At 69.0% G+C, this 22,843-nt stretch carries 17 protein-coding genes; 11 read left to right on the top strand and 6 right to left on the bottom strand.

Annotated elements, in window-relative coordinates:
• Positions 1–38 precede the first annotated feature (38 nt).
• The 4 genes from galU to BIX52_RS00710 all read left to right on the top strand — a co-directional run bounded on the left by galU (position 39) and on the right by BIX52_RS00710 (position 4,030).
• Positions 39–905, top strand: a complete 867-nt coding sequence (gene galU, locus BIX52_RS00725; protein ID WP_075219117.1) for a UTP--glucose-1-phosphate uridylyltransferase GalU — start codon at positions 39–41, stop codon at positions 903–905.
• A gap of 104 nt (positions 906–1,009) precedes the next feature.
• On the top strand, positions 1,010–1,420 hold the full coding sequence (locus BIX52_RS00720; RefSeq protein WP_075219116.1) for a DUF4864 domain-containing protein: 411 nt from the start codon (positions 1,010–1,012) through the stop codon (positions 1,418–1,420).
• Positions 1,421–1,968: 548 nt separating this feature from the next.
• Positions 1,969–2,400, top strand: coding sequence for a universal stress protein (locus BIX52_RS00715; RefSeq protein ID WP_075220060.1), 432 nt, complete (start codon positions 1,969–1,971; stop codon positions 2,398–2,400).
• Between the two features lie 10 nt (positions 2,401–2,410).
• Positions 2,411–4,030: an alanine/glycine:cation symporter family protein gene (locus BIX52_RS00710; RefSeq protein WP_075219115.1), complete on the top strand. Its 1,620-nt coding sequence runs from the start codon at positions 2,411–2,413 to the stop codon at positions 4,028–4,030.
• 64 nt (positions 4,031–4,094) lie between these two features.
• Here BIX52_RS00710 and BIX52_RS00705 read toward each other — a convergent pair whose 3' ends face one another.
• The 5 genes from BIX52_RS00705 to BIX52_RS00685 all read right to left on the bottom strand — a co-directional run bounded on the left by BIX52_RS00705 (position 4,095) and on the right by BIX52_RS00685 (position 12,414).
• A complete protein-coding gene (locus tag BIX52_RS00705) occupies positions 4,095–6,428 on the bottom strand; it encodes a xanthine dehydrogenase family protein molybdopterin-binding subunit (RefSeq protein WP_075219114.1) in 2,334 nt (777 codons plus the stop codon).
• Positions 6,429–6,601: 173 nt separating this feature from the next.
• The gene (locus BIX52_RS00700) at positions 6,602–8,032 is read right to left on the bottom strand and encodes a dihydroorotase (protein ID WP_075219113.1); all 1,431 of its coding nucleotides are present in this window, start codon (positions 8,030–8,032) and stop codon (positions 6,602–6,604) included.
• Positions 8,033–8,172: 140 nt separating this feature from the next.
• A complete protein-coding gene (locus BIX52_RS00695; RefSeq protein WP_075219112.1) occupies positions 8,173–9,675 on the bottom strand; it encodes an amidohydrolase family protein in 1,503 nt (500 codons plus the stop codon).
• Positions 9,672–10,688 (bottom strand): dienelactone hydrolase family protein, encoded by a 1,017-nt coding sequence (locus tag BIX52_RS00690; RefSeq protein ID WP_083659913.1) that lies wholly within the window; start codon positions 10,686–10,688, stop codon positions 9,672–9,674. The genes BIX52_RS00695 and BIX52_RS00690 overlap by 4 nt, the downstream gene beginning before the upstream one ends.
• Complete coding sequence (locus BIX52_RS00685; protein WP_083659912.1) at positions 10,681–12,414, bottom strand: alpha/beta hydrolase; 1,734 nt, start codon at positions 12,412–12,414, stop codon at positions 10,681–10,683. Before BIX52_RS00685 ends, BIX52_RS00690 begins: the two co-directional genes overlap by 8 nt.
• A gap of 345 nt (positions 12,415–12,759) precedes the next feature.
• On the opposite strand from BIX52_RS00685, the gene BIX52_RS00680 reads away from it, so the two are divergent.
• From BIX52_RS00680 to aptA, 5 genes are all read left to right on the top strand, one after another.
• Positions 12,760–13,962, top strand: coding sequence for an alpha/beta hydrolase (locus tag BIX52_RS00680; RefSeq protein ID WP_139312688.1), 1,203 nt, complete (start codon positions 12,760–12,762; stop codon positions 13,960–13,962).
• Between the two features lie 225 nt (positions 13,963–14,187).
• On the top strand, positions 14,188–16,038 hold the full coding sequence (gene typA, locus BIX52_RS00675; protein ID WP_075219109.1) for a translational GTPase TypA: 1,851 nt from the start codon (positions 14,188–14,190) through the stop codon (positions 16,036–16,038).
• 143 nt (positions 16,039–16,181) lie between these two features.
• The gene (locus BIX52_RS00670) at positions 16,182–16,421 is read left to right on the top strand and encodes a DUF2798 domain-containing protein (protein WP_075219108.1); all 240 of its coding nucleotides are present in this window, start codon (positions 16,182–16,184) and stop codon (positions 16,419–16,421) included.
• Positions 16,418–17,500 carry an S-methyl-5-thioribose-1-phosphate isomerase gene (mtnA, locus tag BIX52_RS00665; RefSeq protein ID WP_075219107.1) on the top strand — a complete coding sequence of 361 codons (1,083 nt, stop codon included), beginning with the start codon at positions 16,418–16,420 and terminating at the stop codon, positions 17,498–17,500. The genes BIX52_RS00670 and mtnA overlap by 4 nt, the downstream gene beginning before the upstream one ends.
• Positions 17,501–17,584: 84 nt before the next feature.
• Positions 17,585–18,907: an omega-aminotransferase AptA gene (gene aptA, locus BIX52_RS00660; RefSeq protein ID WP_075219106.1), complete on the top strand. Its 1,323-nt coding sequence runs from the start codon at positions 17,585–17,587 to the stop codon at positions 18,905–18,907.
• Positions 18,908–18,952: 45 nt separating this feature from the next.
• Here aptA and BIX52_RS00655 read toward each other — a convergent pair whose 3' ends face one another.
• Positions 18,953–20,101 carry a fumarylacetoacetate hydrolase family protein gene (locus BIX52_RS00655; protein ID WP_075219105.1) on the bottom strand — a complete coding sequence of 383 codons (1,149 nt, stop codon included), beginning with the start codon at positions 20,099–20,101 and terminating at the stop codon, positions 18,953–18,955.
• Positions 20,102–20,388: 287 nt separating this feature from the next.
• Between BIX52_RS00655 and BIX52_RS00650 the strand changes: the two genes are divergently transcribed.
• Together BIX52_RS00650 and ccoN are read left to right on the top strand one after the other, a co-directional pair.
• Positions 20,389–21,069: a Crp/Fnr family transcriptional regulator gene (locus tag BIX52_RS00650; protein ID WP_170126380.1), complete on the top strand. Its 681-nt coding sequence runs from the start codon at positions 20,389–20,391 to the stop codon at positions 21,067–21,069.
• A gap of 153 nt (positions 21,070–21,222) precedes the next feature.
• Positions 21,223–22,842, top strand: a complete 1,620-nt coding sequence (gene ccoN, locus BIX52_RS00645; protein ID WP_075219104.1) for a cytochrome-c oxidase, cbb3-type subunit I — start codon at positions 21,223–21,225, stop codon at positions 22,840–22,842.
• Position 22,843: the final 1 nt, after the last annotated feature.

The following is a 22,843-nucleotide window of genomic DNA, read 5'->3' as shown; positions in this document are numbered from 1 at the left end:
TCGAGTCGCCCACGCCCTAACGACGCAAAGGCAACGTGATGCAACCCGTCCGCAAAGCCGTCCTGCCGGTGGCAGGCCTTGGCACCCGCTTTCTGCCCGCCACGAAGGTCATGCCCAAGGAGATGCTGACCGTCGTCGACAAGCCCGTTCTCCAGTACGTCGTGGACGAGGCCCGCGAGGCCGGGATCGAGCAGTTCATCTTCGTCATCGGCCGCGGGAAGCAGGTCATCGAAGACCATTTCGACATCTCGTTCGAGCTGGAATCGATGCTGGCCGAGCGCGGCAAGACCAAGCCGCTGGAGGAGCTGCGGGCCCAGCTTCCCGAGGCCGGCAACGTCTCCTTCACCCGCCAGCAGTCGCCGCTCGGCCTCGGTCACGCGGTGTGGTGCGCGCGCGAGCTCGTCGGCAACGAGCCCTTCGCGCTGCTGCTGCCGGACGTCATCATCAAGAACAAGCGCGGTGTGATGGCGCAGATGATGGACGTCTACAACGAACACGGGTCCAACGTCATCGCCGTGGAGGAGGTCGCCCCGGAGCGGACCGACCAGTACGGCGTGGTGGAGATCAACGGCTCCGGCGACGTGTTCGACGTCACGGGAATGGTGGAAAAGCCGAAGGCCGGAACTGCGCCCTCGAACCTCATCATCACCGGCCGCTACATCCTGAAGCCGCGCATTTTCGACCTGCTCGCCAACACCGAGAAGGGCGCGGGCGGCGAAATCCAGGTGACCGACGCCATGCTGACCCTGATGAAGGAAGACGGCTTCAAGGGGCTGAAATTCCAGGGCACCACCTACGACTGCGGGTCGAAGATCGGCTTCCTCGCGGCAAACCTTGCTTTTGGGCTGGACCGGCCGGACCTGGCGCCCGAGCTGACCGAGATCGCCAAGGGTCTGATGGGCTGAGCCTCGACCAACGCGCGGTGGATTGATCCAAAGCCTATTTGACATTGCGGGCCGCTTGGCCCGCAATTTGCGTTCGACGGAAATCGTTGAGCGGGAGTGCGAATATGAAGCGGATCTTGTCTCTCGTCGTGGTCGCCTTCGTTGGCTTGAGTGCCGAGGCCCACGCCAATCCCGATGCCATTCAGTCCACCATCAAAGCGCAGATGAAGGCCCTCAAGGCCGGCGACGCGGAGGCGGCCTATGCCTATGCGGCGCCCGCCATCAAGCGCATGTTTCCAACGCCGGAGCGCTACATCACCATGGTGCGCAAGGGCTACAAGGCCGTCACGCGCGCCGGCCATCCGACGTTCTTGCGCAGCCGGACGAACAATGACGGCACCTATGCCCAGGAGGTCGCCTTCCGCGATCAGGCGGGCGAGTCCTGGCGTGCGCTCTACACCCTCGCTTTGCAGCCCGACGGCCATTGGCGCATCACCGGCTGCTATCTGAAGAAGGTCGAGGGTTCCGACGCCTGACCTCCCGTCGGCGGCGCCTCAGCCGCGGGCGCTGCCCTGATCACCCAGCCGCCGGCCCGCGGGCGCGTCCCCATGCCGCCGGCCCACCTTGCCGTTGTGCCCCCCGTGCCGCCGGCCCACCTTGCCGTTGTGCCCCCCGTGCTGCCGGTGCTCCATGTCGCTGTGCCGCGCCGCCCTCGCGAGGGCGCTGCCGGCCGGTTGCTGCAGGCGTGCCGGGGCCGGCCGATCGGTCTGGCGCGGCCTTTTCGGCCCCCCGGGACATTGGCGTTCCGCCGGTGCGAAAATCGCGGGTCGCCGCCGGTCCGAGTGCGGTCCATTCCTAGGCGCCGCTTGCCTCACCTTTGAACGCCGTCGATCAAAGCCCCCGCGATCGCGGCATCCGCAAGTCCTCCCGGCTGGCGGTCATTTGAGCAACTTTCATTGCAACGCCCGCAGCTTAGGGCGCTAAATTGAATATATGTGCCGAAGTATTTGACATGATCTGTCGTCTGGTTCGACACTCCATGGATACGAACGCAATTTGAAGGGGGCCTTGATCAATGCCGGATATGACGATCCTTGTCGGTCTCGATGGGACCGAGCAAGGAGATAAGGTCCTGAAATTCGCCAAATCATTGGTCGCGCCAGGAGAGGGAAGCAAGATCATCGTCTGCTACGTGATCGAGTGGTCGCCCTTTGCCTTCCAGAGCGCGGAGGAAAACGAAAAACGCCACGCGCGGCGGGAGGAAGAGCTCAGCACCGCCGACACCAAGCTGGTCGGCCCCGTGGTGGCCGCGCTCAAAGCGGAGGGCATCGCCGCCGAAGGCATCGTCAAACACGGCCACGCCGCCGAAGTGCTGGAAGCCGTCGCCACCGACAAAGGCGCCTCGCAGATCGTCATCGGACGCACCACGGCGCGATCGGTCCGCGAGCACGTCTTCGGCAGCGTCAGCGTGCGCCTTGCCTCCTCCGCGCCTATTCCCGTCACCATCGTACCCTGAGGGCCAGGCCATGACCTTATTTCACCGCGCCGCCCTGACGGCCACGACCGCCGCGCTGACACCCCTTTTCGCCGCCGCCGCCTTCGCGCAGGACGCCGCGCCGGAAGCCGCCGCACCGCCGCCCGGCCTCGACCAGCAGATCAACGAGATCTTCGCCTCGTCGACCGGGTGGTTCGTCTCGCTGATCTTCGCGGACCTACCCTTCGTCGGCTTCCCGTGGATCGTCGGCTGGCTGGTGGTCGCCGCGCTCGTCTTCACGATCTACTTCGGCTTCATCCAGATCCGCGCCTTCTGGCACGCCATCCAGCTCGTCAAAGGCGACTATTCGGACCCCAAGGACGCCGGTGAGGTCAGCCACTTCCAGGCGCTCGCCACCGCGCTGTCCGGCACCGTCGGGCTCGGCAACATCGCCGGTGTGGCCGTCGCGGTCGGCATCGGCGGGCCGGGCGCCACCTTCTGGATGATCCTCGCCGGCATCTTCGGCATGGCCACCAAGTTCACCGAGTGCACGCTCGGCGTGAAATACCGCAAGACCAACCCGGACGGCTCGGTGTCCGGCGGGCCGATGTACTACATGAAGAAGGGCTTCGCCGAGCGCGGCATCGCCGGCGGCTCCTTCATGGCGATCCTGTTCTGCATCTTCACGTTGGGCGGCTCGCTCGGCGGCGGCAACATGTTCCAGGCCAACCAGGCCCACGCCCAGATCGTCAACGTCACCGGCGGCGCCGGCTCCTTCCTCGACGGGCGCGGCTGGATCACCGGGCTGGTGCTGGCGGCCATCGTCTTCCTCGTCATCGTCGGCGGCATCAAGTCGATCGCCAAGGTGACGGAGAAGGTCGTGCCCTTCATGGGCATCCTCTATGTCGGTACGGCGCTCATCATCCTGGCGGCCAACTACCACATGATCGGCTGGGCCATCGGCCAGATCTTCGCCGGCGCCTTCACCGGGCTCGGTGTGGCGGGCGGCATGATCGGCGCGCTGATCCAAGGGTTCAGGCGCGCGGCCTTCTCCAACGAGGCGGGCGTGGGCTCGGCCGCCATCGCCCACTCGGCGGTGCGCACCAACGAGCCGACCACCGAGGGCGTCGTCTCCCTGCTGGAGCCGTTCATCGACACCGTGGTCATCTGCACCATGACGGCGCTGGTGATCGTCATCTCCGGTGTCCTCGTCGTCGACCCTGCGACGGGGCTTTACGTGCTGGACGGCGGGCGCATCGCCACCGAGGGCGGCGTGACCGGCGTGGAGCTGACCTCCGCCGCCTTCGCCACGGGCCTCTCCTGGTTCCCTTACGTTCTCGCGGTCGCGGTGATCCTCTTCGCCTTCTCCACGATGATCTCGTGGTCCTATTATGGGCTGAAGGCGTGGACCTACCTCGTCGGCGAAGGGCCGATGCGCGAACTCGTGTTCAAGCTGATCTTCTGCTTCTTCGTCGTCATCGGCGCGGCGGCCCAGCTCGGCGCGGTGATCGACTTCTCCGATGCGATGCTGTTCGCCATGGCGGTCGTCAACATCATCGCGCTCTATCTCCTGATGCCGATCGTGAAGGCCGAGGCGGGGTCCTACTTCGCCCGCCTGAAGTCCGGCGAGATCAAGCGCTTCAAGGGCAGCCACGCGGCCCCGGCCGAGTAAGCCCCACTGACACAAACAAAAAAGGCGCCCGGTGGGCGCCTTTTTTGCGTTTCGCGGGGGACGATCACCCCTCAGCGTCGCGGATGGCGCGCCAGATGTCGGGCGCGGTCGCCGGAAGGGCGGTGATCTCCGCCCCCAGCGGGGCCAACGCGTCGTTGACCGCGAGGAGGACCGCCGCCGGAACGCCGGACGCTCCCGCCTCGCCGACGCCGTGCGGCGCGAACCCATCGCCCGGCAGGGGGGCAAGGTGCAGCACCTCCACCGGTGGGGCCATGTCTGCGCGCGGCATCGCATAGTCCATGAAGGAGCCGGTGAGGGGCTGGCCGCTCTCGTCCATGCGGATCGCCTCGTAGAGCGCCTGGCCGAGGCCCTGCATCGCCCCGCCCATCATCTGCGCCTCGGCGCTCCTGGGGTTCACCACCGTGCCGCAGTCGTGCGCTGTCACCAGCCGCTCCACCGTCACCTCGCCGGTGGCGGGGTCGATGGCGACGGCGGCGCCGAACACCGCGGCCGCGGTCATCCCGTCGTGGGGCGGCACGTGGCGGGCGACGACGCTGAGGCTGGCGTCGTGCCCGTCCGGCAGAAGGTGCGGCTTGAAGTGGCAGATGCGCGCCACCTCCGCCAGCGTGGCGAGCTGCGTGCCGTCCGCCGCCACCACATGACCCGCCGCCAGCGACAGATCCGCCGGGTCGCGCTGGTGGAGGAGGGCGGCGGTGGCGATGAGCTTGTCCCGCAGCATGCCGGCCGCCGCATAGGCCGCGCGCCCGCCGACCGCCGTGCCACGTGAGCCGAACGCGCCGCCTCCATAGGGCGAATGCGCGCTGTCGCCGGTGGTCACGGCGATGTCGTCCGCGGTCAGCCCCAGCACGTCCGCCGCGACCTGGGCCAGCATCTGGTCCGCGCCCTGTCCCTGGTCAGTGTGGCCCGACGCGAGGCGCACCGTGCCGGACGGCTCCATGCGCAGCGTCACAGTCTCGGTGGCGGTGACATTGATCTGACCGTCGCCATAATAGCGCGAGCCGGGGGCCGTCAGCTCCAGGAGGCAGGCGAGGCCGGTGCCGCGGATGCGCCCGTCCGCCGGGGCGGGCACGGCGGCGAGGCGGTCGGCCACGAGGTCCAGGCACTCGGCCATGCGGTAGCGGTGGAGGACGAGGCCCGCGGCGGTGGTGGCGGGGCCGTTCGCGAGGGTGTGGAGGTGGCGCTTGCGGAAGGCGACGCGGTCCTCGTCGGCGGCGCGGGCGGCCTTGTCCATCACCGCCTCGGTGATGAGGCAGGCGGCCGGGTGACCGACACCGCGATAATGCCCCAGCGGCGGCCGGTTCTGGAACGCGAGGCGCGACTCGAAGGCCACCGAACCCACCGCGTAAGGCGCCCCGAACAGCCGCGACATCTGCCCCGATTCGCCGAAGCTGGTGCGCGGGTAGAGGCCGAACGCGCCGACGCCGCAGACGTCGCTGAGGGACAGCCCGGTGACGGTCCCGTCCGCGGCGACATCGGCGTGGGCGGTCATCGCGTGGTCGCGCGCCTGGCCGTCGCTGAGGAGGCTTTCGCCGCGCGTGGCGATGAAGCGCACCGCGCGGCCGAGCACCACCGCGGCGCACACCGTCGCCATCTCGTCCTTGTGGAGCTGCTGCTTCATGCCGAAGGCGCCGCCCACGTCCTCGGCGATCACGCGCACCTTGTGCTCGGGGATGCCGAGGTGGCGGGCGTAGATGTCCTGCTGCTGGTGCGGGTGCTGATGCGACTGGACCACGGTGAGGGTGCCCTCGGCGGGGTCGTAGTCGGCCAGAACACCGCGCGTCTCCATCGGCTGCGGGGCCACGCGGGACAGGGTGAGGTGCACGGTGTGGCGCGTTCCGCCCGTTGCAGGCGCCTCGCGGGCGATGCGGTAGTGGAGGTTGGCTTCCGCGCCGGCAAGGTGCGGGTGGAGCGCGGGGGCGCCGGGCGCCAAAGCGTCGGTGGCCGAGACGACGGCGGGGCGCGCGTCCAGCGTCACCGCGACGAGGTCGGCGGCATCGCGCGCGGCGGCGGCGGTCTCGGCCACGACCAGCGCCACGGGCTCGCCGACATAGCGGACCTCGCCGCGCGCCAGCGGATATTCGGGCGGAACGCTCGCGCCCGCGAAGAGGCCGTGCGTCGCCCGCCAGGGGGTGCAGACGGTCTCGAAATCGGCCTGGGTGAAGATCGCGACGACGCCCGGAACGGCGGCCGCCTCGGCGGTGTCGATCGCGGTGATGGTGCCGGACGGCTCCATGGCGCGCACCACGGCGGCGTGGGCCAGGTCCGGGTGGCGCCGGTTGGCGACGAAGCGCCCGCGCCCGCGGATCAGCCTGTCCCAGCGCACATTGGTGAGCGGCTGGCCGATCGGGCCGGCCGCGGCGTCGGTGTCGTGTTCCATGGTGTCCGCGGAGGTTTTGGGCAGAGCGCCGCTCGGGCGCAGTTCGGGGCGGAAGACGGCCGGGGCGGTGCGGCTCCGGCCGTGGTCGTGCTCATATCCCGCGCGGGGCTGGTGCGGCGCGGGCTCGGGGTCGGACGTGACGGCATCCGCCTCGGCTCAGCGCCGGGCGTGGTTCAATGCACGGGTGCCGGGGAGGCGCCGCAGAGGGTCGAAAGCTGCGTCTCCACGTTGCGCGGGGCGGGGACGGGCATCCTCACCTTCACCTCGCGGCCGGAGCCCGGCGCGCCGGTGATCTCGCCGTCACGCATCACCGGGGTGCCGCGCACGATGGTGGCGACAGGCCACGCCGACACCTCCACCCCCTCGAACGGCGAGACCTTGCCGCGCGACTGCAGCCGTTCCGCCGACAGCGTCTCCACCCGGTTCATGTCGACGAGGACGAGGTCCGCGTCAGCCCCCGGCGTGATCACGCCCTTGGTGCCGTAGAGGCCGAAGGCGCGCGCCGGGTTGGCCGACGAGGCCTGCACATAACGCTGCAGCGTGAAGGCGCCCGTCTTGGCGAGGCTCAGCATGATGGGGAGCTGCGATTCCACGCCCGGAAAGCCGCACGCCATGTCCCAGATCGTCTCCCCGGCCTTCTCCTGCGGCGTGTGCGGGGCGTGGTCGGTGGCGATCATGTCGATCAGCCCGGACGCGAAGGCATCGCGCAGCGGTTGCTGCTGCGCCCGCTCGCGGATCGGCGGGTTCATGCGCATCACGTGCATGCCGGGCTTCGTCGCGTCCTCGACGGCGAGGGTGAGGTATTGCGGCAGCGTCTCCACCGTCACATCCACCCCGCGCGCCTTGTAGAAGGCGATATAGGGAAGGCTCCGCGCGCACGATTCGTGGACGATGTGGATCCGCGCCCCCGTCCACTCCGCGAACAGGCAGCTTTTCGACAAGGCTTCCAGGGCGACGATGTCCGTCCGCGCCAAGAGATGGTCCATGGCGGTGTTGCGCCCGGCCGCCTTCAGCCGGTCCTCCCGCCAGAAGAGGATGGGCGAGTTCTCGGCGTGGATGGAGCACCTGAGGCCGAGCTGGGACAGGATCTCGAACCCTTCCAGCACCGCGCCGTCGGACGGGCAGGGGAGATTGCCCGTGGTGTTGCCGAGGAAGAGCTTGAAGCCGGCCACACCGGCCTCGGCCATCGGCCTGAGGTCGGCGAGGTTGTGCTCGGCCATCACACCGTAGATGCCGAAGTCGACGCAGGATTTCGCCGCGGCGAGGCCCCGCTTCAGCTCGTATGTCTCGACATTGTGGACCGGAGGATCGGTGTTCGGCATCTCGAACACGGTGGTGACACCGCCCATCGCCGCCGCGCGACTGCCGGTCTCCCAGTCTTCCTTCTGCGTCATGCCCGGTTCGCGGAAGTGAACGTGAACGTCGATCACGCCCGGCAGAACGTGGAGCCCCGCGGCGTCGATCCGCTCGGCGGCGGGTGGCATGGCGGCCTCGGCCCCGATCGCGGAAATCTTGCCGTCCTTCACCGCGATGGAGGCGGTGAAGGTCGCCGTTTCCGTGACGATGGTTCCGTTGGCGATGACGAGGTCGGCCGCGTCTGGCATTGGGTCTCCGATCGAATGACGTGTCACGCCACAGTTCTACCCATGAATTAGCGCGCTGACACACATCGCTGAGTGTTCGTCACCCATGCTTCTGAAGCAACGCACCGATTTCGCCGCCCGCCAGCCGGGGCGAAAGGGCCTCAGCTCAGCATGGCGAGGCGGCAGGGGCCGCAGCCGTCGGTGAGCACACGCTTCACCATCGCCTCGATGCCGGGGCGGAAGGCGGCGATGCGGTCGACGGCAGCTTTGGAGTCGCGCGCAAGGCGGGCGGCGACCTCGCGGCCCTCGGCGAGGATCGCCGCGCCGTCGAAGCGGGTCGGCTTGCCGTCCTTCAACACCCGCTCGCCGCCCACGAAGACGTCACGCACGCTGGCGCCCGTCTCGTAGAAGACGATCTGCGGGGCGAGGCGGCCGCGCGGCGCCATCTGCACCGTCGCGGCGTCGAGGATGGTGATGTCGGCGAGCTGGCCCGCCGCCAGCATGCCCGCTTCGCCGCCGCGGCCGAGCGCGCGGGCGCCGTTGACGGTGGCCATCCTCAGCGCCGTCTCCGCCGTCATCCAGCGCGCGGGGTCCGGCTCCGTCACCCGCGGCAGAAGGGCGGCGAGGCGCACCTTCTCGAACATCGACATGTGCCCCGCGTTGAGCCCGTCCGACCCGAAGGCGACGTTGGCACCGGCTTCGACGAGCTTCAGAAGCGGCTGGATGCCGGAGCCGAGGATGAGGTTGCTCGCCGGGTTGTGGACGATGCTGACGCCCGTCTCCGCCGCCGCGGCGATGTCCTCCTCGGTCCCCCACACGAAGTGGGCGAACGAGGACTTCGGCCCGGCGAGGCCGCACTCGGCGAGATACCGCACCCAGCCGTTCGGCGCGCGCTCGTCCAGCATCGCGTACTGTGTCTTGGCTTCCAGCAGGTGGCTGTGGTTGCCGATGCCGTGGGCTGCGCAGAACTCGCCCGCGCGGCGCAGGAGGGCGTCGGTGCAGCGCTGCGGACTGTCGATGCCGAGCATGAGGGTCACGCGGTCGTCGCCCGCCCAGCGGGGAAGCGCGTCCTCCATCATGGCGAAGAAGGGGTCGGCGGGCTGCGGCGTCGCCGGAAGTTCGGCCATCAGCTCGGCGCTCAATTCGCCCTTCAGCGGCACGGTGTCGATGAACGGGCGGTCGGAGAACATCGGCGCCACCGCCGCGCGGACGCCGGCATCGCGGTAGGCGCTCATCACCGCGTCCAGCGCCTCGGGGGTGTGGCGCGGGCGGTGGGAAAAGTGGTCGAGGCAGGCGGTGGTGCCGGTCACCAGCATCTCAAGCGCCTGCACCTGCGCAGACACGTAGACGTCGCGGGCCGAGCGGGCGCCCGCCGCCAGGATCGCCTGCACCATGAAGACGTCGAGCGGGTCGGTGTCCACGGTGCCCTTCAGGAGCGCCGCGTAGGAATGGGTGTGGCAGTTGGAGAGCCCCGGCATCGCCACCCGGTCGCGCCCGTCGATCGTCTCCACCGTTGCGCCCTCGGGCGGGGTGAAGCTCCCCGCCGCTCCGGCAGCGGCGATGCGCCCGCCGCAAAGCCACAGGTCGCCGTCCTCGATGATGGTGTTCTCGGCGTCGGCGGTCAGGATCGTGGCGCCGGCGATGCGGGTGAAGGTTTCGGTCATCGGCTCTCGGGGTTCGGTGCGGGTGCGGGGGTGATGGCGGCGTTGAGGAAGGCGATGGCGCGGGTCAGCGCGTCGGCGGTGGCGTCGGGGTCGAACACGAGGGGGCTGAAGTCGGAGCGCTCCTCCTGGTCGAACCCGTGCGTCGCCCCGTCATAGACGATCGTCTCGACGCTGTGGCCCTCCCGCTCGAGCCCGCGCACCACCCATTCGCATTCGATGGCGGGGGCGATGATGTCCGCGCTCGCCAGAATGAAGAGCAGCGGCGCCGGGTTGAGCCACGGTTCGTAACGCGCCTGATTGGCGAGGCCGCACCAGGGATAGACGAGGACATTGGCGCGCACCCCGGCGAGCAGCGCCGGGCCGGGGGCGGGAAGGCGGGTGAGGTTGGTCGGCCGCTGCACCGTGAGGTCCAGCGTCATCAGCTCCATGATCGACCAGCCGCCGTGCGACATGCCGATGAGGGCGAGGCGGTCGGCGTCGACGAAGGGCATCGCGATGGCGTCGGCGATGGAGACGATGAGGTCGCCCGCCCGCTCGCGCCCCGGCAGAAGCTGGCCGGTACACACGAGCCGCCAGCTCGCGAAGTCCTCGTAGCCGCGGGGGCCGTTGCTGTCGACGATGATGGCCGCCCATCCCGCCTCGACCAGCCGGTCCGCCCAGCGGTCCATGTTGTCCTTGGCGCCGTCGCAGCCATGATAGAGCAGCGCGGTGGGGAAGGGGCCGTTCCCCGCGGGCTTGGACACCTTGTAAGAGGGCGCCAACAGAGCGCTGAGCGCGGCCGGGCTGACGCGCTCGGTGAACCAACCCTCCAGCCGTCCCACCGTGTGGAGGCCCAGCGCCAGGACGAGCGCCGCCAGCCCGGCGGAGCTCACCACCAGGACGCGGCTGCGGCGGCGCATGCGGCGCCAGCGGGTCAGGCGAGGGGGCTCCCCGTGCCGCTCCGGCTCGCCGGGTGGCGGCGGCCCGGTGACGGGGGAGACGGGAGGGACCGACGGGCCCGCCGACTCAGTCATCAAAGCGGGCCTTCAGGCGGGCGATGTCGGCGGGGGTCACGTCGGGATCGGTCAGCGTCACCCAGGCGTCGATGTAGCGCGATGCGGCATATTCGTGGCCGTAGCCGCGGGGCACGTGGGTGGCCAGCATCATGTCCGCCGCCACCTGAAGCGCGGTGACGATGGGCCACCAGCGCATCGTGTCCGTCACGTCCGGCCCGCGCGGGGCGACCAGCCAGTCCGGCCTCCGCCAGAACAGCGTGTAGTCGAAGAATACGATCGCATCGCTGGCGTGCTGGAAATAGAGGATCCTGAGCGGCCCCCACGGCTCGCCGTCCGAGGTGATGGTCTCCTGGTTCATCGTGCGCACCACCGCACCATTCTCGAAGGCCGGCAGCCACATCGGCGAGCCGGGATTGCGGTTCATCGTCACGTCATGGTGGATCGGGCTGACGAAGGGCGGCCCGGCCCACAGCGCGCCGTTGAACGGATCGCCCACCACCTCGTAGAGCCGCACCGAGCGTTCCGAACTGTAGGCCCCCAGGCTGAGGCCGTAGAGGTAGAGGCGCGGGCGGCTCTCGCGCGGCATCTGGGTCCAATGATCGTAGACGGTGGAGAGGAGGGCGCGGCCGGTCTCGGTCCCCGCATCCGGCTCGAAGATCAGCGAGAACGGGCTCTGCATGTAGGAATATTGCACCGCCACCGTGGAGACGCTGCCGCGGTGGAGATATTCCAGCGTCGCGATCGCGCCGGGGTCCATGAAGCCTGTGCCTGTGGGCAGGGCGAGCACCAGCACGTCACGGTCGAAGGCGCCGGTGCGCAGCATTTCGGCCAGCGCCAGCTCGGCACGCTCCTTCGGTTCGTCCGCCGAGCCGAGGCCCACATAGACCCGCAGCGGCGCGCTGACCGGACCGTTCCAGAAGGCGGCGAGATCGGCCTCGGTCGTGCGCCTGTCGATGAAGCGGCGGCCGTCTCGACCGAGCGTGCCCCAGGGGACGAGGCTTGCGGCGCTTCCGGTGGCGGAGGGGTCGGCCGGCTTGGCGGTGTCCGGCTCGATCAGCGTGTCGAGTGCGGCGTAGGACCGGTCCAGCATCTCGAAGGTGGTGCGGATGACGAGGCCGTCCACCACCAGGAGCGCGGCACCGGACGCACCGGCGAGGCCGAGAACGAAGGCGAGGCGGGGCGTGATGACCCGCTCCAGCGGCCACTTGATGAGCCGGAAGAGGCGCCGCATCAGCCAGACGAGGGCGAAGAGGGCCGTCGCCGTGGCGCCTGCGATGGCGAGCACCAGGGGCGTGTGCGTCTCCTCCACCGGGGGCATCGCCATGACGGCGCGCACCGCGTCCTGCCAGTCGGCGACGCGGGTGAGGGTGAGCGCTACCACCGCGATGCCGATGACGGCCGCGGCGAGAGCCCAGCGCCGGGAGTAGCGCCGCGGCGGCTCGTAGAGCTGCAGCCAGCGCCAGGCGATGAGGATGGAGACGGCGATGGCGTAGCCGATGGCGAAGAGCGCGCCGCCGAGCAGTCCCTGCATCTCGGCCGAGCGCGGCACCAGCGACGGTGTCAGCGAGGCGGCGAAGAACAGCGAGCCGAGGAGAATGCCGGAGCCGGAGATCGCGGGCGGGCGCGCCGGGCGCACGGTGGCCGCGGCGCTCGGCGACGGCGCGGCGGCGGCGGACGTGCCGGCGGCGGAGGTGGCGGCGCTCGGAGAGGCGGGCGGCACAGGCGGCGGGGTGGTGGCGGTCATGGCGTCACCTCTCCCAGAGGTTTGCGGGTGGCGGGGCTGCGGCTGGCGGGTGCCCGTCGACGCCCGCCGGCCGCGGTCGGACCGTCAGCGGGTGTGCGGGCGAGCGGGCAACGGGGTGAGCGGGCAAAGGGCGGTCGGTCAACGGGGGTGAGCGGGCAGCGGGGTGAAGGGGCGATCGGTCAAGGGTGAGCGGTCCACGGGTGATCGGGCAACGGCGGGCGGTCTTCGGCTATCAAGCAAGCGCGCGGGGGCGTGTCACGCCTTGACCATCGCTCATGTCGCATATTGCTTAACGGCCGCGCCGTCATCCTTTCGCGTTCCGGTGCCGACTTCGGGAGCTTACGTGTGACGACGGTGATGGAATGGATCGGTCCTCTTTCGGTGGAGGAGCGCACGGCGATGGCGCTCGCGGTGGCGGCCCTCGTCGTCCTCGCCGTGCTCAGCCTGCTCGCGCGGTTCGCAGGCTGGCGGCGGGCGGTCTTGATCGTGCTGGCCGTCCTCGCCGTGCTGATCGGCGGGCTGGCGCTGCGCCCGGTGGGGCTGGAGCGGATGGTCTCCCACCCCGCCCCGGCGGCGGACTATGCGGCGGCCGTCGCCATCTACGACGCCGACCTCGCCCCCGCGCCGCAGCCGCTGAACCCGCTGTGCGAGCCGGCCTTGATGAGCCACGGCGGCAAGACCGACCGCGTCGTCGTCCTGATCCACGGCCTGTCGAGCTGCCCGCGCGCCTTCGTCGACTTCGCGCCCGCCGTCTTCGCCACCGGCGCCAACGTCCTCGTCGCGCGCATGCCGCACCACGGCTATGCCGATCGCGCGGCGGACGCCCTGTCGAAGATCACCGCCGAGGAGTTGGCCGCGTTCGGCGACCGGGTGGTGGACGCCGCCGCGGGGCTGGGGGACGAGGTGGTGGTCCTCGGCATCTCCGGCGGCGGTACGGTGACGGGCTTCCTCGCGCAGACGCGGGCGGAGGTGGACCGGGCGGTGCTCGTCGCGCCTCTTTTCGGCCTCGGCGGCACCGACAGACTGACCAACAGCCTCATCATGCGCGCGATGCTGACGGTTCCCGACATCTCGATCTGGAAGGATCCGGCGCTGCGCGAGCGGTTCACCGGCGGCATGGCCCACGCCTATGTGCGCCAGTCGACGCGCGGGACCGGGGAGCTCCTGCGCCTTGCCGCCGCGGTGACGGCGCTGGCGGCCGAGCGTGCCCCTGCGGCGGGCGAGATCGCGGTCGCCACCAACGCGGCCGACACGGCGGTATCCAACGCGGTGACAGACGACGTGGTGGCGCTGTGGGCCGCACACGGGGCGGACCTCATCACGACGCGCTTTCCCGCCGAGCACGGCCTCGGTCACGAGCTGATCGACCCCGAGGAGCCGGGAGCGGACCCCGCGCTCACCTATCCGGTGCTGCTGGCGCTGGTGGACGGCAGCTTCGACGCTGAGGTGGGCAATCTCGCCGGACCGGACGACGCGGACCCCGACATCACGGGACCGGGTGCCGCGGCGCCGGACGCCGCAGGAGAGGCCGTCAGCGCGCCAGAATGATGATGATGATGACGATGGCGGCGACGGTGATCAGCGAAATGTGAGGCAGGCGCATCGGGAAACTCCATTTTTCGGCAAGTTAATCGCGCTCGGCGCGGCAACGTTCCCGTGCATTTCCGGCCAGCCTCGCGTCAGGGCAGCACTGGCATGTCGGTTTGGGGCTAGCTATTGGCGCCGGTCCGTGGCAGGCACCGCGCTATATTTGCCCCCAAGACCGGCCGGTTCATGACCACAGCACCCCGCGCGCTGCGCAACGTCGCGATCATCGCACACGTCGACCACGGCAAGACCACGCTGATCGACGTCCTCCTGCGTCAGTCCGGCGCGTTCCGCGAGAACCAGAAGGTTGCCGAGCGCGTCATGGATTCCAACGCGCTCGAAATGGAGCGCGGCATCACCATTCTCGCCAAGGTGACGTCGATCGAGTGGGAGAGCGCTGCCACCCCGCCGACCCGCATCAACATCGTCGACACCCCCGGCCACGCCGACTTCGGCGGTGAGGTCGAGCGTATCCTGAACATGGTGGACGGCGCGGTCATCCTCGTCGACGCCGCCGAAGGGCCGATGCCGCAGACCAAGTTCGTGCTCGGCAAGGCGCTGCGCATGGGCCTGCGCCCCATCGTGGCGATCAACAAGATCGACAAGCCGGAAGAGCGCCACGAAGAGGTCGTCAACATGGTCTTCGACCTGTTCGACGCGCTCGGCGCCGACGACGAGCAGCTCGACTTCCCGATCGTCTACGGGTCCGCCAAGAACGGCTGGATGAGCCTGGAGCCGAAGCCCTCCGGCGAGCAGACGATGGGTCCGCTCCTCGACCTCATCGTCAAGCACGTTCCCGAGCCGCGCGTGGAGGAGGGGCCGTTCCGGATGCTCGCCACCACCATCGAGGCGGACAACTTCCTCGGCCGCATCCTCACCGGGCGCATCACCGCCGGCACCGTGAAGCCGAACCAGACCGTGAAGGTGCTGGGCCGTGACGGGTCCGTCGTCGAAACCGGCCGCGTGTCCAAGGTGCTCGCCTTCCGCGGCATCGAGCGTCAGCCGATCGAAGAGGGACGCGCGGGTGACATCGTCGCCATCGCCGGCCTTTTGAAGGGCACCGTGGCCGACACGCTGGTCGACCCGTCCGTGACGACCCCGATCCCGGCCCAGCCGATCGACCCGCCGACCTTGGCGATGACGTTCCGCGTCAATGATTCGCCGCTCGCCGGCACCGAGGGCGACAAGGTGCAGTCCCGCGTCATCCGCGATCGTCTGATGCGCGAGGCCGAGGGCAACGTGGCGCTGAAGGTCACCGACACCGAGGGCGGCGAAGCCTTCGTGGTGGCCGGCCGCGGTGAACTGCAGCTCGGCATCCTGATCGAGACGATGCGCCGCGAGGGGTTCGAGATCGGCGTGTCGCGGCCGCAGGTGGTCATGCAGCGGGCCGAGGACGGGACGCGGCTCGAGCCTGTCGAAGAAGTCACCATCGACGTCGACGACGAGCATTCGGGCACGGTCATTCAGAAGCTGTCGGAGCGCAAGGCCGACCTCATCGAGATGAACCCGTCCGGCGCCGGGCGCACGCGCATCATCATGCATGCGCCGACGCGCGGCCTGATCGGCTACCAGGGCGAATTGCTGTCCGACACGCGCGGCACCGGCATCCTCAACCGCGTGTTCCACGAATATGTGCCGCACAAGGGCGCGATCCCGATGCGCCACACCGGCGTCCTCATCTCCAACGGTGACGGCGACGCGGCGGCCTACGCGATGTTCAACCTCGAAGACCGCGGGCCGATGTTCATCGATCCGGGCATCAAGGTCTATCGCGGCATGATCATCGGCGAGCACACGCGCGGCAACGATCTTGAAGTGAACGTGATCAAGGGCAAGCAGCTCACCAACGTGCGTGCTGCGGGCAAGGACGAGGCGGTGAAGCTGACCCCGCCGATCCGCATGAGCCTGGAGCGCGCGCTGAGCTACATCAACGACTTCGAGCTCGTCGAGGTGACGCCGAAGAACATCCGCCTGCGCAAGGTCCACCTCGACCCGAACGACCGCAAGAAGGCCGAGCGGGCCGCCGAAACCGCCTGAGCCGAGGCCCTTTCGTCCGAATGACGGGTCGCGCCGTGTTGACACCAGCACGGCGCGAACTTTTGTGTGTGGACTGAAACCCGCCCCCGAGCCGGACGACATGCCCGCTCTTGCGTCCGACCGACTGCCCCCCGAGTTCCGCCATGCATCCCAAATATGCCCCTTATCTCTTCGGCCTGCTCCTGTCGGGGCTGATGTCGCTCATCGTCAGCGGCGTGGCGATGCTCCGCGCGGTTGGGCTGGAGCCGAACTTCGTCTCGGTGTGGATGGAGGCGTGGATGTCGGCGTGGCTCGTCGCCTTTCCGGGCGTGTTGGTGGTGGCGCCGGTCGTGCGGCGGATCGTGGCGCGGGTGACCCGCAATCCCGACGAGGCCAAGGCATGAGCCGTCCGGCCGACGGTTCGGCGCGCCGCACCATATGGGCGGCCGAAGGCGGGACGGTCGAGATCATCGACCAGACACGCCTGCCGCACGATTTTGCCGTGGCGCGCCTTGCCACGGTGGCGGATGTCGCCGAGGCGATCGCGGTCATGCGTGTGCGCGGTGCCCCGCTGATCGGCGCGACGGCCGCTCACGGGATGGCGATCGCCGCCAGTGAAGATGCGTCGGGCGAGGCGCTGGCCGAGGCCCGCGCCACGCTGTTCGCCACGCGCCCGACCGCCGTCAACCTCGGCTGGGCGCTCGCCCGGATGATGCAGCGTCTGGAGCCGCTGCCGCCGGAGGAGCGGGCGGCTGCGGCTTGGGCGGAGGCGGAGGCGATCGCCGCCGAGGACGTCGCCCTCAACGGCGCGATCGGCGACCATGGCCTGCCGCTCATCGAGGCGGCGGCCGCCAAACGGCCGGGCGAGACGATCAACATCCTCACCCACTGCAATGCCGGCTGGCTGGCGACGGTGGGGTGGGGCACGGCGACGGCGCCGATCTACAAGGCCCACGCCGCCGGCATTAAGGTTCACGTGTGGGTGGACGAGACGCGGCCGCGCAACCAGGGCGCCTCCCTGACCGCGTGGGAGCTGGCCGAAGCGGGCGTGCCCCACACGCTGATCGCCGACAATGCGGGCGGTCACCTGATGCAGCACGGCAAGGTGGACCTGTGCATCGTCGGCACCGATCGCACGGCGGCCAACGGCGACGTCTGCAACAAGATCGGTACCTATCTGAAGGCGCTGGCCGCCCACGACAACGGCGTGCCCTTCTATGTCGCATTGCCCTCGCCGACGCTGGACCTCAGCCTGGCGCGTGGGGCGGATGTCCCGATCGAGGAGCGCAACGCCTCCGAGGTGACCGACATCACCGGCAAGACGGCGGCCGGGCGCATCGAAACCGTTCGCTTAACCACACCGGCAACTGGGGCTGCGAACCCTGCTTTCGACGTCACGCCGGCACGCTATGTTTCGGGTCTGATCACCGAGCGCGGCATTGTCTCTCCGGGGGACCTTGCTGCAGTGTTCGGGTCAGCCTGAACCACCGGGTGCGGGTCCGCACCCCAATGTTACAGAGGCCCTGCCGGGTGGCGGTCCGCCACGCAGGATGAAGGACGAAGTGCGATGGACGCGACCTCTGGCCGCCCGAATGACCTCGCCGGCTACTGGATGCCCTATACGGCGAATCGGGCGTTCAAGGCGGACCCGCGGGTGGTCGTCGGCGCGCGGGGTATGCACTATACTGCGGCGGACGGTCGGCGGATTCTGGACGGGACGGCGGGGCTGTGGTGCGTCAATGCCGGTCACGGCGACCCGCGCATCGTCGGCGCGATCGCCGAGCAGGCGGCCGAGCTCGACTATGCGCCGAGCTTCCAGTTCGGTCACCCGCTGGCCTTCGATCTCGCGACGCGCCTCACCGCCCTGTTCCCGTCCGCGTTGAAGCACGTGTTCTTTGCAAACTCCGGCTCGGAGGCGGTGGATTCGGCGCTGAAGATCGCGCTCGCCTACCACCACGCCAACGGCGAGACCGAGCGGACGCTGCTGATCGGCCGCGAGCGGGGCTATCACGGATCCGGCTTCGGCGGCATGGCGGTCGGAGGCATCGCGGCCAACAAGGCGCAGTTCGGCGCGTCGCTTCAGCCGGTCGACCATCTGTGCCACACCTACCGCCCCGAAAGTGCCTTCTCCAAAGGGGCGCCCGACGAAGGGGCGGACCTCGCCGACGATCTGGAACGGCTCATCGCCGAGCATGGGGCGGACAAGATCGCCGCCGTGATCGTCGAGCCGGTCGCCGGGTCGACCGGTGTCCTGGTGCCGCCGAAGGGTTACCTCTTCCGCCTGCGCCAGCTTTGCGACCAGCACGGCATCATCCTCATCTTCGACGAGGTGATCACCGCCTTCGGCCGCCTCGGCACCACCTGTGCCGGCGACTATTATGGCAGCGTGCCGGACATCATGGTGCTGGCGAAGGGCCTCACCAACGCCGCGGTGCCGATGGGGGCGGTGATGACCACCTCCGCGGTGCACGGTGCGATCGTCGAGGGGTCGCCGACGCCGATCGAGCTTTACCACGGCTACACCTATTCCGGGCACCCGCTGGCCTGTGCGGCGGCGCTTGCCACGCTCGACGTCTACCGCGACGACGAACTGTTCCAGAACGCGGCGATGCTGGCGCCGATCTGGGAGGAGAAGCTGCACCGCCTGGCCGGTTGCCCGCATGTAATCGATATCCGCAATCTCGGCCTCATCGGGGCGATCGAGCTGGCGCCGCGCGCCGGCAAGCCCGGCGCCCGCGGGTTCGAGGCCATGCGCCGCGCCTTCGCGGCAGGGCTGATGATCCGCGTGACGGGCGACATCATCGCCCTGTCGCCGCCGCTGATCATCAGCGCGGCGCAGATCGACGAGCTGTTCGGCATGCTGGAGGCCGTGCTGCGCGATCTTCCCTGAGGGCGGGGGCACGGCGCCTCCCGGCCGCCTGGCCGGGAGGCCGGCTCAGAGGAGGCCGCGGCCGGAGAGGTTGGCCATCAGCTCGCGCATGCCGAAGGTCCAGGCCGGCGCCTCCGTCGACAGGACGACGGTGTTGGAGAGCGCACCCAACGTCGGCGTCGCGATCGTCACGACGTCGCCCACGTGGTGGGTGAAGCCCTGGCCGGGCGCGTCGCGATCCTCCACCGGGGCGAACATGGTGCCGAGATAGAGCACAAGACCATCCGGGTACTGGTGGTGGCGGCCGATGGTGGCGGCGACCAGCTCTTCCGGCGAGCGGCTGATCTTGCTCATCGACGAGCTGCCGGTGAGGCGGAACCCGTCCGTTCCCTCCACCGTGAGGCTGACCTCCGCGCTGGCGACGTCGGCCGGGCCGAAGCTCTCGTCATAGAGGCGGATGAAGGGGCCCAGCGCGGCGGAGGCGTTGTTGTCCTTGGCCTTGCCCAGCAGCAGCGCCGAGCGGCCCTCAACGTCACGCAGGTTCACGTCGTTGCCGAGCGTGGCGCCGACGATCGTACCGTCCGAACGCACCACGACGACGATTTCCGGCTCCGGGTTGTTCCAGGAGGACACCGGATGGAGGCCGACGAAGGCGCCGGGTCCGACCGCGCTGAGCGGCTGGGCCTTGGTGAAGATCTCCGCATCCGGGCCGATGCCGACCTCCAGATATTGCGACCAGGCGCCGCGCGCCATCAGCTCGTCCTTCAGCGCCATCGCCTCGGCCGAGCCAGGCTTCAACTGCGACAGGTCGGTTCCGATGAGGGTGGTGATCTCGGACCGCAGAGCGGCGGCCTTGGTGAGATCGCCGCGCGCCTGCTCTTCGATCACCCGCTCCATCAGGCTCTGCACGAAGGTGACGCCGGACGCCTTGACGGCCTGCAGGTCGACCGGGGCGAGCATGTAGGGCTGGGCCGGATCGCGGTCCGCTTCGGCGGTGGCGACGATGGCGGCCGCATCGCCGATCGCCTCGCCGGGGGCGGCGCGCACGAAGGCGGCCGGGTCGGCGCCCTCGGTCACGTCGCGCACGGTGGGGGCGTCTTTGGAGGTGATGTCGACGAGGGCGCCGTCGCGGACGGTGACGACGGCGGGGCCGATGCCGGGGCGGAAGGCACGGCCGAGGAGGGTGGCTCTGGCGTCGTCGGGCGCGAATGACATGATGGGGTCTCCCGGGGTCGTTTATTGGGCGAATGTCTTGATGGGCGATTCGATGGTTTCAGCAAGCTGCACGGATCGCGGCCAATTGAAACCCCATGCGCGTGCACCGGGGTGCGGGCGCGGAGGGACGGTGCGCCAATCGGGCCGGCCGGCTTGCCTTACAATTGAGATAAATGGTGGAACATATAGAGTGAGCGAAGATGAGAGCGGGGATCGGCACGGCCCGATCAGAGTGTGAAATGTCCACTGACGGTATCATGATACCGCAAGCGTGCACGCGGTGTGCTGTGCGCAGTCGCGCACTCTGCAGCGCCTTGTCGCCGTCCGAATTGACGGCGCTCAACAACGCCTCTCGTTTTCGCACGTTTACTGAGGGTCAAACGATCGTCACCGAAGGTGATCCTTCGATCATCGCCAACATCGCATCCGGAATTTGCATCGAGAAGAAGGCGATGGCGGACGGGCGAGAGCAGATCGTCTCCGTCCTGTTTCCCGCCGACTTCATTTCCGGTGAACTGGATGGGGTGTCGGACACGACCGTTCAGGCCGTGAGCGACGTGAAGCTGTGCTATCACGACCGCGCCGGCTTTCAGCGGCTGCTGGGCGAACATGCCGGGCTGCAGCGCGCCTACCTCGCCCATGCGCGGCACGAGCTCGCCAATGCGCGCGAGTGGATGCTCCTCTTGGGACAGAAGACGGCCGAGGAGCGGGTGGCCACATTCCTGTTGCGTCTCGCCACGCGCTATACCGACGCCGGATGCCGCCACTATCCGCTCGAGACCGCGGTGGACGGGATGGTGTTCGAGATCCCCATCACCCGCGCGCAGATCGCCAGCTACACCGGGCTGACGATCGAGACCGTCAGCCGGAAGTTCAGGACCTTGTCGGACCAGGGCGCCATCGCGCTGGACGGAACGCGGGCGGTGCGCATCACGAACGTCGCCCGGCTGCGGCTCCTGTCGGAGTAAAGGGCCCGCGCGGACGGCGGTCGCCGTCACGGCGTCTCGGGCCGCGGCCGGAGCGCCGCGCCGTGGTCGGGCCGGCAGGTTGATCGAAGTCAAAGATCGCCCGTCCCTCCGCTCCTAGCGTGCGCGCTCATTCGCGTGTCCGTCGAGGAGCCCATGGGAAACGCCCTTCTCATACCAATTTTCGGTATCGTCTCGCTGCTGGCGATCGTCGCCGCAGCGCTCGCGCGTGATCCGCAGTTCGCGACCCACATGTGGGTCGTGGCCGCTGTCACGGCAATCGTCGCCATCGTCAACGCCAAGTCGCTCCATTGGGAGGCTGATGGACGGCTGACCAAGACGCGGAGGGACACCACCGGCTACGTTGACGGCCCCGTGAAGGCGGGTGTCATCGCGGTGATGGTGTGGGGCATCGCCGGATTTGCGGCGGGCGTCTTCATCGCCCTCCAGCTTGCCTTCCCGGACCTCAACCTCGAACCCTGGTTCAACTTCGGCCGGCTGCGCCCGCTGCACACCTCCGCGGTCATCTTCGCGTTCGGCGGGTCCGTCCTCATCGCCACCGCCATGCATGTGGTGCAGCGCACCACCCACGCGCGCATGTTCGGCGGCGAGGCGCTCGGCTGGTTCATCTTTTGGGGCTACCAGCTCTTCATCGTCCTGGCGGCGACGGGCTACCTCATGGGTGTCACCCAGTCGAAGGAATATGCCGAGCCGGAATGGTACGTGGACCTGTGGCTGACCGTCGTCTGGGTCGCCTTCCTGGTCATGTTCATCGGCACCTTGGTGAAGCGCAAGGAGCCGCACATCTACGTGGCCAACTGGTTCTACCTCGCCTTCATCGTGACGATTGCGATGCTGCACGTGGTGAACAACCTGGCGATCCCGGTTTCGCTGTTCGGCTCCAAGTCCTACTCGGCGTTCGCGGGTGTGCAGGATGCGTTGACGCAGTGGTGGTACGGCCATAACGCGGTCGGCTTCTTCCTCACCGCCGGCTTCCTCGCCATGATGTACTACTACATCCCCAAGCGGGCCGAGCGGCCGGTCTATTCCTACCGCCTGTCCATCGTCCACTTCTGGTCGCTGATCTTCCTCTACATCTGGGCAGGTCCCCACCACCTGCACTATACGGCCCTGCCGGACTGGGCGCAGACGCTCGGCATGACCTTCTCGATCATGCTTTGGATGCCCTCCTGGGGCGGCATGATCAACGGCGTGATGACCCTGTCCGGCGCCTGGGACAAGCTCAGAACCGACCCGGTCCTGCGCATGATGGTGATGGCCGTCGCCTTCTACGGCATGTCCACCTTCGAGGGGCCGATGCTGTCCATCAAGTCGGTCAACTCGCTGTCCCACTACACGGACTGGACGATCGGCCACGTGCACTCAGGCGCGCTCGGCTGGAACGGGCTCATCACCTTCGGCGTCGTCTACTACCTCGCCCCGGTCCTGTGGCACCGGCCGCAGCTCTACTCGATGCGCCTCGTCAACTGGCACTTCTGGCTGGCGACGCTGGGGATCGTCCTCTACGCGGCGTCGATGTGGGTGTCGGGCATCACGCAGGGGCTGATGTGGCGTGAGTACAACGCCGACGGCTACCTCGTGTACTCGTTCGCCGAAACGGTGGCGGCGCTGTTCCCCTACTACGTCATCCGCGCGGTCGGCGGCATCTTCTACCTCGTCGGCGGCGTCCTCTTCGTCATCAACATCACCCAGACGATCCGCGGCAAGGTGGCCGGTCAGACGGCCCCCGCGGCCCAGCTCGCGCCGGCGGAGTAAG

Source organism: Acuticoccus yangtzensis (genome assembly GCF_001927245.1).
In the GTDB taxonomy this organism is placed as follows: Bacteria; Pseudomonadota; Alphaproteobacteria; order Rhizobiales; family Amorphaceae; genus Acuticoccus; species Acuticoccus yangtzensis.
This window is presented reverse-complemented; position numbering and strand designations above follow the sequence as displayed.